15 protein-coding genes are annotated in these 15591 nt (G+C 44.0%); 7 read left to right on the forward strand and 8 right to left on the reverse strand.

Going from position 1 to position 15591, the window contains the following annotated elements; genetic code table 11:
• The first annotated feature begins 176 nt into the window (after window positions 1–176).
• From HU143_RS14010 to HU143_RS14020, 3 genes are all read left to right on the forward strand, one after another.
• The gene (locus HU143_RS14010; RefSeq protein ID WP_023226751.1) at window positions 177–638 is read left to right on the forward strand and encodes a hypothetical protein; all 462 of its coding nucleotides are present in this window, start codon (window positions 177–179) and stop codon (window positions 636–638) included.
• A complete protein-coding gene (locus HU143_RS14015; protein ID WP_023226752.1) occupies window positions 639–1028 on the forward strand; it encodes a lysozyme inhibitor LprI family protein in 390 nt (129 codons plus the stop codon).
• 443 nt (window positions 1029–1471) lie between these two features.
• On the forward strand, window positions 1472–1738 hold the full coding sequence (locus HU143_RS14020; protein WP_023226753.1) for a hypothetical protein: 267 nt from the start codon (window positions 1472–1474) through the stop codon (window positions 1736–1738).
• A 350-nt stretch (window positions 1739–2088) separates the two neighbouring features.
• Here HU143_RS14020 and HU143_RS14025 read toward each other — a convergent pair whose 3' ends face one another.
• Window positions 2089–2472, reverse strand: a complete 384-nt coding sequence (locus HU143_RS14025) for a hypothetical protein (RefSeq protein WP_165488521.1) — start codon at window positions 2470–2472, stop codon at window positions 2089–2091.
• An 84-nt stretch (window positions 2473–2556) separates the two neighbouring features.
• Complete coding sequence (locus HU143_RS14030; protein ID WP_023226754.1) at window positions 2557–2775, reverse strand: hypothetical protein; 219 nt, start codon at window positions 2773–2775, stop codon at window positions 2557–2559.
• Between the two features lie 30 nt (window positions 2776–2805).
• Here HU143_RS14030 and HU143_RS14035 point away from each other — a divergent pair, with 30 nt between their 5' ends.
• Window positions 2806–3099, forward strand: coding sequence for a YciI family protein (locus HU143_RS14035; RefSeq protein WP_000114401.1), 294 nt, complete (start codon window positions 2806–2808; stop codon window positions 3097–3099).
• Window positions 3100–3265: 166 nt separating this feature from the next.
• Here HU143_RS14035 and HU143_RS14040 read toward each other — a convergent pair whose 3' ends face one another.
• The 4 genes from HU143_RS14040 to HU143_RS14055 all read right to left on the reverse strand — a co-directional run bounded on the left by HU143_RS14040 (window position 3266) and on the right by HU143_RS14055 (window position 7844).
• Window positions 3266–4372 carry a Gfo/Idh/MocA family protein gene (locus HU143_RS14040; protein WP_000988585.1) on the reverse strand — a complete coding sequence of 369 codons (1107 nt, stop codon included), beginning with the start codon at window positions 4370–4372 and terminating at the stop codon, window positions 3266–3268.
• A gap of 10 nt (window positions 4373–4382) precedes the next feature.
• Window positions 4383–5663: an MFS transporter gene (locus HU143_RS14045; protein ID WP_000560758.1), complete on the reverse strand. Its 1281-nt coding sequence runs from the start codon at window positions 5661–5663 to the stop codon at window positions 4383–4385.
• A gap of 282 nt (window positions 5664–5945) precedes the next feature.
• Complete coding sequence (locus HU143_RS14050; protein WP_000700610.1) at window positions 5946–6638, reverse strand: oligogalacturonate-specific porin KdgM family protein; 693 nt, start codon at window positions 6636–6638, stop codon at window positions 5946–5948.
• A gap of 45 nt (window positions 6639–6683) precedes the next feature.
• A complete protein-coding gene (locus HU143_RS14055; protein WP_000525756.1) occupies window positions 6684–7844 on the reverse strand; it encodes an N-acetylneuraminate epimerase in 1161 nt (386 codons plus the stop codon).
• Window positions 7845–8349: 505 nt separating this feature from the next.
• Here HU143_RS14055 and HU143_RS14060 point away from each other — a divergent pair.
• The 3 genes from HU143_RS14060 (at window position 8350) to HU143_RS14070 (ending at window position 12030) form a co-directional block, all read left to right on the forward strand.
• Window positions 8350–9030, forward strand: coding sequence for an N-acetylmannosamine-6-phosphate 2-epimerase (locus HU143_RS14060; RefSeq protein ID WP_000054241.1), 681 nt, complete (start codon window positions 8350–8352; stop codon window positions 9028–9030).
• A 336-nt stretch (window positions 9031–9366) separates the two neighbouring features.
• Window positions 9367–10863 (forward strand): sodium:solute symporter, encoded by a 1497-nt coding sequence (locus HU143_RS14065; RefSeq protein ID WP_000628085.1) that lies wholly within the window; start codon window positions 9367–9369, stop codon window positions 10861–10863.
• 285 nt (window positions 10864–11148) lie between these two features.
• Window positions 11149–12030, forward strand: coding sequence for a MurR/RpiR family transcriptional regulator (locus HU143_RS14070; RefSeq protein ID WP_000433673.1), 882 nt, complete (start codon window positions 11149–11151; stop codon window positions 12028–12030).
• A gap of 105 nt (window positions 12031–12135) precedes the next feature.
• Here HU143_RS14070 and phoH read toward each other — a convergent pair whose 3' ends face one another.
• Window positions 12136–12924 (reverse strand): phosphate starvation-inducible protein PhoH, encoded by a 789-nt coding sequence (gene phoH / locus HU143_RS14075; RefSeq protein ID WP_000533527.1) that lies wholly within the window; start codon window positions 12922–12924, stop codon window positions 12136–12138.
• An 892-nt stretch (window positions 12925–13816) separates the two neighbouring features.
• Complete coding sequence (gene putP / locus HU143_RS14080) at window positions 13817–15325, reverse strand: sodium/proline symporter PutP (protein ID WP_001018467.1); 1509 nt, start codon at window positions 15323–15325, stop codon at window positions 13817–13819.
• Between the last annotated feature and the right edge of the window lie 266 nt (window positions 15326–15591).

Consider the following 15591-nt stretch of genomic DNA (forward strand, 5'->3'; position numbering starts at 1 on the left):
GTGAAAAAAATTTTTACTGTAAATATTATTCTACATTTAAGTAAAATACGAAAAGAATAGAATGATTTTTATCGCCCCTCCAATGCAACAAAGCAAAAAATATTAGACAGGGCAGCGAAAATTGATAAAAAATATGGTAGTCAGTTTAACTCGCCGACAGAATAGAGGAGAAAAACATGTTTAAGTATATCGAAACAGAAGTTGCAGGCGGTTTTGGCGAAGCCACTACTCTTGATATCAGTATGCCTCCTCCCATTGTGTTCACCTTAGAACACAGTTTTGACGGTTGGTTGGGTGATTGCATAATGGAAACATTCCCTTGTTTTGTAATTACGGAAAAGGCAAAAGTACTTATTGAAAATTTAAACCTTTCGGGGATATTTTTTGATAGTGTAATAACATCAAAATCAGATATATTTGAAGAACTTTATCCAAATATTAAATTACCAGAGATATATTGGGCAAAAATTACAGGTATAGTTGGGAAAGATGATTTTGGTATAGCTGATGACCTACGGTTGGTCATATCAGATGATGCACTAAAAGTACTGGAAAGTTGTGGTTTAAAACATGCAGGCATCACTGATTACTATCACGATATGAATCTACATCGCACTGATTATCTGGAGAGACATTAAATGAGAGTGTCGTTATTATTGATTTATTTTATTCCATTTGCATTACTGGCGGATGACCCTTGTCTCAGTATTCAATATTCTGAAGCAGTATTTCTTTGCTCAAAAAAGACATTCGAAGATAGCGATGCAAAACTTAATGAAACCTACAGAACACTTTTGTCCACCATTCGCAAGAAATATAATTCCCAGCCAAATTCAGGCGCGGAGTTTGTTGAAAAAATAAAATTATCACAGAGAGCATGGATTAACTTCAGAGATGCAAATTGTACCGTTTTTTCATTCATAATCGATGAGGAATCGCAAGCATATGATACATCAATGTATTCTTGTAAAAATGATATGACACTAAAAAGAACTAAAGAGCTTGAAACCATACTGGCTAATAATTAGGGTGACAGGCAAGTCAATATTTTATCGAGTTAAGGTTACTACCTAAATTGCATCAGCGCAGAATAGTACCTTGTTTGAAATTTGTTAAACCTGCGTTATGCGATCTGACCAGTCGCCAAAGATGTAGAAACAGGGCATTCTTATACTAATGAATCCATATTTTTGTTAGAAAATAAAACCAGTCCTTATCCAGTGCAACCATCCTTCTGATTTATACCCAATCAAATACCCAAGATTGATTAGGATGAACTAATTAACAAGCATTCAAATAGATAGCGCTTAAGAAAATAAGATGTGTTATTCAATATATTAGATTTCTAAGATTTACGATTATTTATATTTTAAAAATATAATGGGATAAAAAACCAACTACAAGATAAAGTTAGGTCTCATTACAGTTTCTAGTATATTATATTGTACAATGTGTATTATGGAGTCACTAAATGATTACACCACAAGTTGCTATTGATATCGCAAAAGACTATAGCACTCGAAAAAAACTTGGCTGGGATGAGAGTAGCGTTGTTGTTAAAAAACAAATGATAAAGGGTGATCCTTGCTTTGTGATTTATACAGGTGATATTGATTTAACCAAACTGGACTGGTTAGATACGGTCACTACTACTGCTTTTCATGTATACGTCAGCATGGTTACCGGAGAATGCCTCGGTTATGAAATTTGCAACCGAGGTATATGCTTTGAACGTTAAATTTAATTACAAATAAATAATTCATACTATCCATATATCTCCTTGCTTATAACATCGTCAAAAGGCATCTAAAACAATTACTTTAAACTCAAATTAAAAAATAATTCACCTTTACAATAAAGTAAATCTAATAATTATAGGATTGAATAAAAACACTTAGTATGGAAAATAATTTTATTATGTATAAAAACTTGATTATAAATTCCCAATCGGCAGTCCAGAAAAATAGTATAAAAACACACCGGTTGTTCTTCTTTACAAATCCTTAACCAGTATTATTACGCCGTACATGGCCAAATATGAAAAGGTGCAGGGCAAATGCTCATGCTGTGAACGGCATGCGGAAGAATTTAATTACCTAAATAACTTCGCAAAATGTAGTGGTCAAGTAACACTGGCCACGGTTTTACAGTAAAAATGGCCCCAGAAGGAACTGCTACGACTGGAAGCAAACCAGAACCTGCCTCTGGCTTTCTTTGGCATAATCCCCACTCTTTTGTCATGCATCCTGTACTGCATAAAATGACGATTTTACGAAAGATAGCAATACGCCAGCGAAAAAAGAATAATGACAACACATTGTATATAAAGAAATAATTATGATTAACGCGAATGATAATGAACGTAAATATGGCAGCCCCCTCACCGGCATCTTCAAAAAAGAGCCTGTACGAAAGTATCAGACGACTGACAAACCTTGATGCCGAAATGCGCTTCGCTTTTCCAACTGCCAAAACCATCGTTCCCGGAGGTTGGGTGGAACGGCGCGTAACCCAACATTCATACCCAATACCGCAATGTTGGGTTTCGGTTTCGCCTCACCCAACGTTGCCACGTCGGATAATGTATAACCGCACAACAGGTTTGTCATCAAGCTCGGCTTTTTTCGCATATTGCAATTCAGCCAACCTCACATAAAGTTCATCAAGATTACTGGCGGCGTCTCCTGGCGCATAGAAGAACGGCCCACTAATGAAGGTCGTTTCCATAATTCCAGACATTAAAATTTTTCGCGTCTCTGCATAGAGTGCTAGCATAATATCCCCTTTATATTTATGGACAACAAAATGAGTGTGCTTTGTGTGGTTGTCTTAACCTACGTAAAACCATTGCATGAAATTGATGCGCAAATCCCTGCACATGTGGAATGGCTAAAAAAAGGTTATGCCGATGGACTTTTTCTGGCTTCCGGGCGAAAAATTCCGCGCACAGGAGGCGTAATACTTGCAAACTATGATGACGCGGATGTACTGCAAAACTATCTGGCACAAGATCCTTTTCGCTTGTCTGGCGTAGCTAAAGTCGATTTGATTCCTTTTGAACCCACAATGATGGTCACGGAATTAAAAGCGGTCTTATAACCAAAAACAACAAAGCCCGACAGTCGGAGTTCACACCAGAACAACGGGCTTTTTTCATATATGTGACCCGTCCATTGCCGGATGGCGGCACAGTTCACGGGCGCCTTATCCGGTCTACATAAGCGCAGCGCCACCGGGTAATAACACCACCATCCGGCTTCCCATTTTAGCCAAGAATTTCAGTGAGTTTTACTTTGCGCCCCTCGTTTGAGGAAAGCGTCGCAGCATCAGCGGTAGCAATGGCATTTGTCGCCGCTTCTCCCGTTAGCAATTTAGCAAACTCCTCGCCTGGCTCCAGACCGTTTATCACATCATGCAAGTACTGCATCTCCAGTTTCATAATTGATGAGAGCCACATCGGCGTACGTTTACCGGGTTTACCATAAGCGATTGCGCCATCCATCTCGCTGGATATGTTACCGTTGCGACGATCATCATCCTCCGCCTGGCTTTCATGCACAAGAAAGTGTGTTTTTTTGCCCGCTTTTATTAGATAACCAGCCGTGTTTTGCATATCAATGAGAATTGCACCTGTCGTGCCCTCAATTAATACATAGTGCTCAGGGTAGTGGAACGATGATCCCCACTGAAGTGTCGCGAAACGACCGCTTTCAAACTCAAGGGTGATTAGGACAACATCATCTTCATCACCAAATTTTTCACCTTTGTGCGCAACATTCCCCGCCGCCATTGAAACCAGGGATGGGGTTTCATCCATGATGAACAGTGTACAATCTAGCTCGTGAATGTGATGATACAGATGCCCACCTGACTTTGCGCGAATCTTCTTCCATGAGATCTCATCCTGCACGTCTTCAAAACCATTACGTTTAGTGTGAACTTGTGTAACTTCACCAATTTCACCAGCTTTGATGAGCGCTTTAGCGTGGCGAACCCCGTGAAAAAAGTTCATAACGTGACCCGCCATAAAGGTAACACCAGCTTCTTTGCAGGCATCAACCATATCCTTACAATCCTGGTAATTTAAGGCGATAGGTTTTTCACAAAACACGTGTTTACCCGCTTTAGCCGCCGCAATGACTGGCGCTTTATGTAAGTAATTTGGTGAAGCAATAATTACGCAATCCACATCAGGATGGGAACAAAGCGCCTCCATCGTTGCAGTGGCGACACAGTTCAACTCTTTCGCTATCGGAGCCGCATTTACCGGATCGTAAATCGCAGTGATTTTCGCCCCTTCAACCTTAGACATAAATCGCGCCAGTTCAGCGCCAAAATAACCTGTACCTACAACACCGTATTTCGTCATCATTTATCCTCTATTAAAATTCTTTTGTTGATTGAAAACTTTCACGACGTGCTTTTAGTCTATCCGGAATGGATAGGCCAATAATGAGTAGAATTGTTGCGGTCCAGAAAGCAACAATGAACGTTAGCGCAGCGCCTAGCCCCATTGTTATTCCAAGCCAGGTCGCCGCCATTGAATTGAATGTGCCTGATGTCGCAGCAAGATTATAAATCAGCCCGGTACCCAAACCACGAACCTCAAGAGGAAAGTAGTCGTAGAGAAATTTGGGAACCAACCCGCCAACACCTACGTTAGTCGCCATTAAACCGAATAAACATGCGCCCAGCAGTAAATAATTATCTTGCGGAATTCTGAATAACGGGAAAATGAATAAAAAGGACATGAGAAGACCAATGCTGAACGTTTTCTTCAAACCAATTCTATCTGCGCACAGACCCCAAACGATATTTCCCAATACAGTGCCGAATGCCGCCGCCGTCATTAAATTAGAGACCACACCCGTATCAAAGCCCTCTCCCGCCAAATATGTAGGCAGTAGACCAAAGATCGGCCAGTTTGCGCCGAAAATAGAGAACAGAACAATAAATACACATAATGTCAGTGGAAATTGAGCTCGATTAAATAGCCCTTTCATTGACAAAGAGAAAACTGACCAGGCACTTTGTGAATGCTTTCCGGGACCACTAAGTTTAGCTTCTTCCCACTCTTTAGATTCAGGAGCCCTGGCCCGGATGTAGATTACTAAAAGAACGGGTAGCAAACCGACAAAAAAAGCAGCACGCCAACCATACGCTTCGGCAAATGACGGCATAAAATAGGCTGCTATGATGTTACCAATACCGAAACCTGAAACCAGAAATGCGCTCGCTTTAGATTTTAAATGCTTTGGCCAACTTTCCACGGCATAAGTAGAAGCGCAAGCATACTCCCCCGCCATCCCCATACCGACAATGAAGCGACTAAGCGTCAGCATAATTACACCGGAAGCCAGGCCACTTAACCCTGTACCTACAGAATAGGCAACTATCGACCACATCATTAACGGCTTACGGCCAAATTTGTCTGCCAGCAGACCAAATAGCGCCCCGCCAAATGGTCGCCCAATAAAGGCCGCTGTGGCAAGGAATGCGCCCTCCATATCTGTCAATCCTAAGTCAGCCTTGATCAGATACATAATGTAGAAAATCAGCATAAAGTCGAAGCCATCAAAAACGTAACCCAGCCATGCTGAAAATAAAGCATTTTTTTGTGGACGTGTTATCTCGCTATACCACGGGAAGAATTTTGCTATCACAATAAAACCCTTATTTGCTGTTACCGTCTGAAATGCTTACGGAATTAATTTTTAAGTCATATCAATTGCCGAATAAGACACAATCAACCGGCACTTTCCGACAACCGCCTGAGATCGTAGCTATGTAAGACGTATATTCATTGTTTATCATCCTTATTCGTAGCTACGTTAAGGACGTGAATACTCAAGACAAAGTCTAACGTTCTGTAACGTAGCTACGGGCTATAAGATTATCGATATGAATACTAAGCAAAGATTAGTACAGTAACTCTTTAACCTTTCTCAAAAGTGGTATTGTAATCCAACGCGATAACGGGTCTGTCTCTCATCGGTATTATTTCTCACCGCTACATTTCCGACCTCAACGTATGGTGTAAATGACTTATTCAGTTTCCAGGCTAAAGCCACATTATGTTCATAGTTTGTTTTTTTGTTATCAAATTTAATTTGATCGCTATCCATCCAGGTAAAGTTATATTCTAATTTCAACTCATCAAAAACATAACCTATATAAGTATCAAATCTATTCGTTTTCTCATCATCACTATAGTTAGCTGTCTTCCTTGCATAGTCATAACGGTAACGACCAGCCATATAAACACCAGAATCAAAATTATATTGCCCCCTTAAATAAGGCTTATAAATTGAAGTGTCTGGACCGCTTTCAAATATAAATCCAGGCTGCAAAACAAAATTGTCCGTAACTTTATAATTATAACTTACGCCCAGTTCTATAGCGTTTGCGACGAGATCGCTTAAATGCTTATCCTGCTCACCATCTACTCCTCCCGATTTAACGCTGGCATCGACATAAAAACCAATGCCGTTAGGAAGCTTTTCAATTATAGCAATACGGTCTTTATTAATTCTGGTTCTATCAGCATATTCATGCCGATAATCAAGGGTTGCCGCTTGTAGATATGATGAAAATGCTATAAACGAAACCATACCCAGAAGATATTTGTTGATTTTCATAAAATACTCCGCTCATCAATTAACTTTATTTTTGTATTTAAAAAATTATTTTATTAATAAATTACCATCACGCATGGTAAAGGAGGTTACAGACGAAACAGGTTTCCCTTTAGCATTTTCACCACCAATAAGGAAAACTTCATCACCATAACTTACTGATACACCATAGCCGAGAGGTTGTTTCATTTTACCCATATATTGCCAATGGCCATTAACCAAACCATAGACTTCATCTCGCCATTTTTTATTTATTCCTTCGTGGGAATAAAACTTTCCATTGGTATAATTTTGTTTTGCTCCCGGAAAATTCGCGCCACCACCGACAAGCAGGACACCGTGACTATAGCCCGAAAATGCTCCGGCCAACCCTTCTTGCTGTTGTTCTCCAGGCGATGGCGGTAACTGGCTGTTCTTCAACCATGTTAGCTTGTCGTTATCCCACATGGCGCGGTAAATCACATCGGTACGTAAACCCGGTTTGAGCTCACCATTAATCAGCATCAGGAAATTATTTTCCATTACCGATGACGATCCTGCCGTCCCCGCGTCTGGCAGCTCACCGGCATTCTTCCATGTGTTCTCTTTAGCATTGTAGATAAATACGATTTTATTAAAAAAATAATCTTTGGCAGGTTTATTAAAATAATTATAGATGACTTTATTTTTTTCACTTTCATCCGCAGCCGCAGCCGCTATATCAATAAAATACTTATCAAAGATATGCTCATTAACCCCTCCGGTAATAAGTACCATCGTTTCGTTTAATTTTACTCCCGTATGCCCTGTTAATCCAACTGGAGATATAGTGTCAACTTTTTGCCATGTATTTTTCACCGGTGAGTATTTGTACACATCGCTATAAACCTGCAACGGTGATTCACTGTTTTTTTTCCCTACGCCACCAAAAACATAAAGCTCATCATTTAAAAATACCGACACGGATTGCTCACGAGCTCCACCAGGAAACGACTTTATACGCTCCCAGTCTTTATGTTGCTTTTTAAGATCAATTTTATACCAGGATGTCCCTGCGGTACCTAAGCCGACATAAATCACGCCATTATTATCAATAGCGCCAGTACCATTTTTCAGTGGTTCTGGTATATCAGGAAGCGTCGTTGCATATCCTGATGTGGTGATAGCGACTGATAAACATAGCGCCATTAGCGTCATCATTTTCTTAAAATTTTTCATCTGCATCCCCATGCGAAGAAATACAATTGGAGTAAAGCTTCATCATTAGTGATCTTATGGCGCACAATTTCAACAATGATAATGACAAAATGTGACCAAGCGCTAAAAATAATTACATGGGGTTATCATGTGCGAGGTAAAAGCACACCATGGTGATGTTAGAAGTGATTATGGGTGACCTGTTATGGTCAAACTCATTAGTGATAGCATTCGAATAAATACAACAAGAATTATGTGATGCATTTCATACTGGCTATCCCGTGGCGTATAAGCTCCTTCTGAGCATTTTATCTTTATGCCGGAAGCAGTTAATAAAATACAGCATGCTGCCGTCAGAGTGAATTGTATTTGTCTTGTAGCTTCAGGTTATAGCCTCAAATCCGCTGGCGCAGTAATTGAATAACAAACATACCTTATGACTGTGTTCACATTTTTCTATCTTTTTGCTTGATGCAGCAACACTCCACAACATAACATAAAACGGAGCAAAACTTCAAAATATATAAGGCGGAACTGGATGTCACTATTAGCCAGGCTGGAACAAAGTGTACACGAAAACGGTGGGCTGATTGTCTCATGCCAACCGGTACCAGGCAGCCCTATGGATAAACCTGAAATTGTGGCTGCAATGGCACAGGCAGCGGCTTCGGCGGGTGCGGTCGCTGTGCGCATTGAAGGCATTGAGAATCTGCGGGCTGTTCGTCCCCATCTTTCTGTTCCTATTATTGGGATAATTAAACGTGACCTTACAGGGTCGCCAGTCCGTATCACTCCCTATTTACAGGATGTTGACGCCCTGGCGCAGGCAGGTGCCGATATTATCGCTTTTGATGCCTCATTCCGCTCTCGCCCGGTTGATATTGATAGTTTACTGACACGTATTCGCCTGCATGGATTACTGGCGATGGCAGACTGTTCAACCGTGAATGAAGGCATAAGTTGCCATCAGAAAGGAATCGAATTCATTGGTACAACACTGTCTGGCTATACCGGCCCCATCACGCCGGTTGAGCCAGATTTGGCAATGGTGACACAACTGAGCCATGCAGGTTGTCGTGTTATTGCCGAGGGGCGCTATAACACGCCTGCACTGGCGGCCAATGCTATTGAGCATGGTGCCTGGGCAGTTACCGTTGGTTCCGCTATCACCCGTATCGAGCATATCTGTCAGTGGTTCAGTCACGCAGTAAAACGCTGAACAGGAAAAGAAAATGAACACGCTTACTATTGATATTTATGTCTCAGATAATAATCCGACGTTAATAATGCTATCGGCAAATACGATCCCCAGGCCTGAAGCCTGTTTGAACGCAATATCGGATATCTGCTATTTCAGGTATCCGGCAGGACATACGTCTGGGCATCACCATTGGTGGAGCATAAATGCTCTGCCTTTTACATCTCATGATTACCGTCATTGAGAGTAACAAAAACTATTACTTGATCTGAATATCGTATCGTCTGAATGATGGGAAGATAAAAATACACAGACGATGACCGCAACTCTACTCAAAACCATAAGCAGGAAAGAACTATGATTACACATTCTTTCGGCATCGTTAACTATCTTGTATTATTTGGCTACCTCCTGGCCATGATGTTAGTCGGTGTCTATTTTTCCAGACGGCAAAAAACAGCAGACGATTATTTTCGCGGTGGTGGCCGGGTTCCTGGTTGGGCGGCTGGGGTCAGTGTATTTGCTACTACGTTAAGCTCAATTACATTTATGTCAATTCCTGCCAAAGCGTTTACTTCCGACTGGACGTTTATCATTGGTCAGTATCTGGCTATCGCAATTTTACCGCTGGTTTTTTATTTCTATATTCCGTTTTTTCGGAAATTGAAAGTCACATCAGCCTATGAATATCTCGAAGCACGGTTCGATGTGCGCTGCCGTCTATTCGCCAGCATGTCATTTATGTTGTTTCATATCGGACGTATCGCCATTATCACTTTCCTCACCGTGCTGGCCTTGCGCCCCTTCATCGCTATAGACCCGGTGATTTTGGTACTGTTGATTAGCGTGATGTGTATCATTTATACCTGGATGGGTGGAATTGAAGGAGTAATATGGACTGATGTTATTCAAGGCCTCTTACTTTCTGGCAGCGCGATACTGATTTTTATAGTGATATGTCTCAAAGTCCAGGGCGGCATTGGTGAAATTTTTACGGTGACGCAGCAGGCGGATAAATTCTTTCCGGCTACGCAGTTCCACTGGAGCTGGACGGAAAGCACAGTACCTGTATTGATGATTGGTTTTCTGTTTGCCAATATTCAGCAATTTACTGCCAGTCAGGATGTGGTCCAACGCTATATCGTGACTGACTCCATAGAGGAAACGAAGAAAACATTACTTACAAATGCCAAACTGGTTGCTGTGATCCCTGTTTTCTTTTTTGCTATCGGCTCGGCATTGTTTGTCTACTATCAGCAACATCCACAATTATTACCGGCGGGATTCAACACTGGCGGCATTTTACCCTTATTCGTGGTCACCGAAATGCCAGTCGGCATTGCAGGGTTGATAATCGCCGCTATTTTCGCTGCCGCGCAGTCCAGCATCTCCAGCAGCTTAAACAGCATTTCCAGTTGTTTTAATTCCGATATCTATCAGCGTTTGAGTCATAAAAAAAGAACGCCAGAAAACCGTATGAAAATAGCTAAGTTAGTTATTCTGGTCGCGGGCCTGATAAGTAGCGCGGCCTCGGTATGGCTGGTCATGGCCGATGAATCAGAAATCTGGGATGCATTTAATAGTCTGATAGGTCTGATGGGAGGGCCAATGACCGGTCTGTTCATGCTGGGCATTTTCTTTAAACGAGCAAATGCCGGGAGTGCGGTTTTAGGAATTATTATCAGCGTCATTACCGTGCTGGGCGCACGCTATGCCACTGACCTTAACTTCTTCTTTTATGGGGTCATTGGCTCGCTAAGCGTGGTGATCAGCGGCGTTATTTTCGCCCCGTTATTTGCCCCGGCACCGCCATTGACGCTGGATGAAAAACCTGAGCCAAAGGTGACATTATGATTTCATGATACCACGCTATACCGACACAGCACACGGTGACGCCAACGCCCGGGGCGACAATACCGGGCCAGATATAAACCATCCGACAGATGGCGCGCTATAAACACCGTAAGAGCAAACAGATTACTCTCCAGTGATGTTCTGTCATAAGTTGGCAACGCGATGTAAATATTCCCCCTCCTTTACTTACATCGCGCTTTTTTTCATGCCGCAGACTTGATAGGCTCTGCTCTGTTCGATATTGCAGGCTTTGTGCCGCAATCAGCCCTCAAGAGCAGGAACTATATGGAGCCTCAACCCCCACGTCTTAAACCCGGAAAAATCCTTGACACTCTGGGTGCTATGCAAAAAAGCCTGACACGTGCCTCCCAGCGTATTGCGCAATATATTTTAGCCTTCCCCAGACAGGTGACACAGTCATCTATTGCCGATTTGTCGCGCGACACACAGGCCGGAGAAGCCACGGTTATTCGCTTTTGTCGCACCCTGGGCTATAAAGGTTTTCAGGATTTTAAAATGGACCTGGCCATTGAACTTGCCACTACCGAGTCTGATGACAGTAGTCCTCTACTGGATGCCGAAGTTAGCGAATCCGACGATGCCCACGCCATTGGTTTAAAATTGCAGAACACCATTAGTAATGTATTATCTGAAACGCTAAATCTGCTTGATATGCAACAGGTTCTCGGTGTCGTGGACGCCCTACGTCACTGTCACTCAGTTTATATCTTTGGTGTGGGCTCATCGGGGATCACGGCGCTGGATATGAAACACAAGCTAATGCGTATTGGTTTACGGGGCGATGCGGTAAGCAATAACCATTTTATGTACATGCAGGCTACGCTATTAAAAGCAGGCGATGTCGCGATGGGTGTCAGTCACTCGGGCACATCGCCAGAAACAGTGCATTCACTCCGATTAGCCCGACAGGCTGGCGCCACCACAGTCGCCATTACCCATAATCTGGGTTCTCCATTATGTGAAGAGGCCGATTTTTGCCTGATCAATGGTAATCGGCAAGGAATGTTGCAGGGTGACTCGATCGGTACGAAAGCCGCCCAGCTTTTCGTCTTTGACCTGCTCTATACCCTTCTTGTACAGTCCTCGCCGGAACAGGCCCGAGAAAGCAAATTACGGACAATGAATGCCCTAGACATGACAAAATAGTTCCCTTCACGTACAGGCGTCATTTTCCTTTTTTGTCCATGAGTCTGCTGGACGCTTTATAGACAACAAAGCCCGGTCTCCCGGGCTCTGAAAGTCAATGCCATATTAGCTGTATGCGTGAAGCGTTCGCTGACAAAGCGCCGAGCGCACGCAGTCGTCTTTGTTGAAATGCACAATCCCTACCATTTCATCTTCTTCAAAGCGTTCCAACGCATCGCTCAACCCGGAACGCACGCCGCGCGGCAGGTCGCATTGCGTAATATCGCCATTGACAATGACCGTGACATTTTCGCCTAATCGCGTCAAAAACATTTTCATTTGCGCCGCAGTCACATTTTGCGCCTCGTCGAGGATCACGACCGCATTTTCAAAAGTACGCCCACGCATATAGGCGAACGGGGCAATTTCTACCTTACCGATTTCCGGGCGCAAACAATATTGCATAAAGGACGCGCCCAACCGTTTAAGCAGGACATCGTAGACGGGCCGAAAATAAGGCGCGAATTTTTCAGCGATATCACCGGGCAAAAAACCAAGATCTTCATCAGCCTGCAATACCGGACGCGTCACAATGATCCTCTCGACGTCCTTATGAATCAATGCTTCTGCCGCCTTTGCCGCACTGATCCATGTTTTTCCGCAGCCGGCTTCGCCGGTCGCAAAAATAAGCTGTTTACTGTCGATAGCGTTCAGATAATGCGCCTGTGCTTCATTTCGCGCCTTAACAGGAGAGGTATCGCGACTATCGCGCGCCATGCCAATGGCTTCTACTCCGCCCATCTGTACCAGTGACGTGACCGATTCTTCTTCACGTTGCTTATGACTACGCGAATCTCGTCTCAACACACGCTTTGCTTCACGACGAGCTTTGATCACTGCTTTTTGTCTTCCCATGGATAGCACCTTGAGTTGTAGGTATACATCACCCGCGTTCTCTTGAACGCGATTATGCGCACACACATCTGAGGGTTGGCTTCCTTGTAAGCCTTAGCTTGCTTTTTGAAACGACGCCACACACGGCTACGCGCACCACATATGACGTCATGGGTATGGACAGTAAGAGAAATGATGAGAGCTTTTAAGGTGACAAGACCACCACCGGAGAGAGAATGTCCGTACAGGGTGTTGTAACTACTGTAAACAATGTGTCCTGGTGCGGACATTACCATTCGCGATCTCCATAGTGAGTGACCATCACTGCCGGGGAACTACCGCTATTACTACTAAGTACAACACAAAACATCAATAATGCAACAATATATTCACCAAGTATTAACCAAACATTATTGCGTCATTGTCAGTCTCTTACAGAAAGATTACACGATTATTTCATCGGCAGGAGACTAAAAAAGATAATCATTAGCTACTGCGGGTATTAATGGTGAAACCACCCATAACCCATTGAATATTCAACATATAAAAGGTTAAAATGGAGTAATTAACGTGTTCTCTCTCCCATCGCTAAAACGGCATTATTTATGCAAAATTTTGTGCGGCATACTTACGCCAGTAACGCTGACTCGTTTTAATTTTTGTCATTACTCTATTGCGTCAAGGCTATTGGTACCATTAACAGGCGATTTCATATATGGCCAGTTAGTGATTACTCGAGACGTATTACGCCCGCGTTAACGGCGCTCAAGGGCTAAAAATGGTTTGAGAGTGCGTCCTCATTTACCTGAACATCTTCAGTCAATCGGTACGGGACTTATCAGAGGACCAGGCAGGCGTATAACGCCGCCTGGTAAAATATGTCCGATGGCGATAATGCTATCGGACATGTCGGTTATTCCGCCTGTAGCTTCGACGGCGGCGCGGAATGATAATGCGCGTCCGCTTTTGCAAAGCGTTCCTGCATCGCTGCTGTCGGCGCTTTGCCAAGCAGGCTAAAGATTACGATCCCCAGGCTGCCGAAAATGAAGCCAGGGATGATCTCATACAGATCCAGCCAGCCATATTGTTTCCAGACGATAACCGTCACCGCGCCAATAATCATTCCCGCCAGCGCGCCGTTACGTGTCATACGCGACCACATCACAGAAAACAGGACAACAGGTCCAAATGCCGCGCCGAATCCAGCCCAGGCGTAGCTCACCAGCCCCAGCACACGGTTATCGGGGTTCGCCGCCAGCGCAATGGCGATCAGCGCTACCACCAGCACCATCACTCGCCCTACCCATACCAGCTCTTGCTGGCTGGCGCTTTTACGCAGAAAAGCCTTATATAAATCTTCCGTAATCGCGCTGGAGCATACCAGCAACTGACAGCTCAACGTCGACATCACCGCCGCCAGGATAGCAGACAGCAGAACACCGGCAATCCACGGGTTAAACAGGATCTGCGCCAGTTCAATAAATACGCGTTCTGAGTTTTGGTTCACCGCCCCGGCCAGCGCGGGGTTATTGTTAAAGTACGCAATGCCAAAGAAGCCCACCGCCACCGCGCCCGCCAGACACAGAATCATCCAGGTCATACTGATACGACGCGCATGAACAATACTGTGATGGGAATCCGCCGCCATAAAGCGCGCCAGGATATGCGGCTGACCGAAGTAACCCAGTCCCCAGCCCATCAGAGAAATAATAGCGACAAAATTCAGCCCCTTGAGCATGTCGACATTCTCGATGCTCTTTTGCTTGATCACCTCCAGCGACTCGCTAAAACCGCCTACGCCGACAATAACCATCACCGGCGTCAGGATTAACGCAAAAATCATCAGGCTGGCCTGAACGGTATCCGTCCAGCTAACGGCAAGAAACCCGCCGATAAAGGTATAAATAATGGTTGCCGCGGCCCCCGCCCACAGTGCGGTTTCATAGCTCATACCGAAGGTGCTTTCGAACAGTCGTGCCCCAGCGACAATACCTGATGCGCAATAGATAGTGAAAAACAGCAGAATGACCAGCGCGGAAATAATACGCAGGACTCGGCTCTTATCTTCAAACCGACCGGTAAAATAGTCCGGTAGCGTGAGCGCGTTATTGTTAAATTCGGTATGCACGCGCAGGCGCCCGGCCACCAGCTTCCAGTTAATCCATGCGCCTAACGTCAGGCCAATGGCGATCCAGCTTTCAGAGATCCCCGACAGAAAGATAGCGCCAGGCAGCCCCATTAACAGCCAGCCGCTCATATCCGACGCGCCGGCTGATAAAGCCGTAACAAACGGCCCCAGGCTGCGACCGCCAAGAATATAGTCATCAAAGTTTTTGGTTGAGCGCCAGGCGATAAACCCAATCAATATCATGCCAAAAATATAGACACAGAATGTCACCAACATCGGTGTGCTAATAGCCATCAAGGTTCTCCAAATTTATTTATTGGCACTACCGTAGCGTGCCGTTTTGTACCCTGCCGGAACGTGGCAAGGGTGTTATGTTTACCAGGGCGACCGTATCCTGCCGGAAGCGGTGGTTATTCACAATCGATTTAACACACCATTTACATCAAATTTGATTGCAGAGGGATACTATTTTTCTCCAGGTTGCACTCTCTCACATTTTTTGCGGTTGCACCTTTTAAAAGTGTTAACTACCGCAGAGAAAATAAATCCAGATGGTTTTC

The organism is Salmonella sp. SJTUF14076, assembly GCF_015534835.1.
Classification (GTDB): Bacteria; Pseudomonadota; Gammaproteobacteria; order Enterobacterales; family Enterobacteriaceae; genus Salmonella; species Salmonella enterica.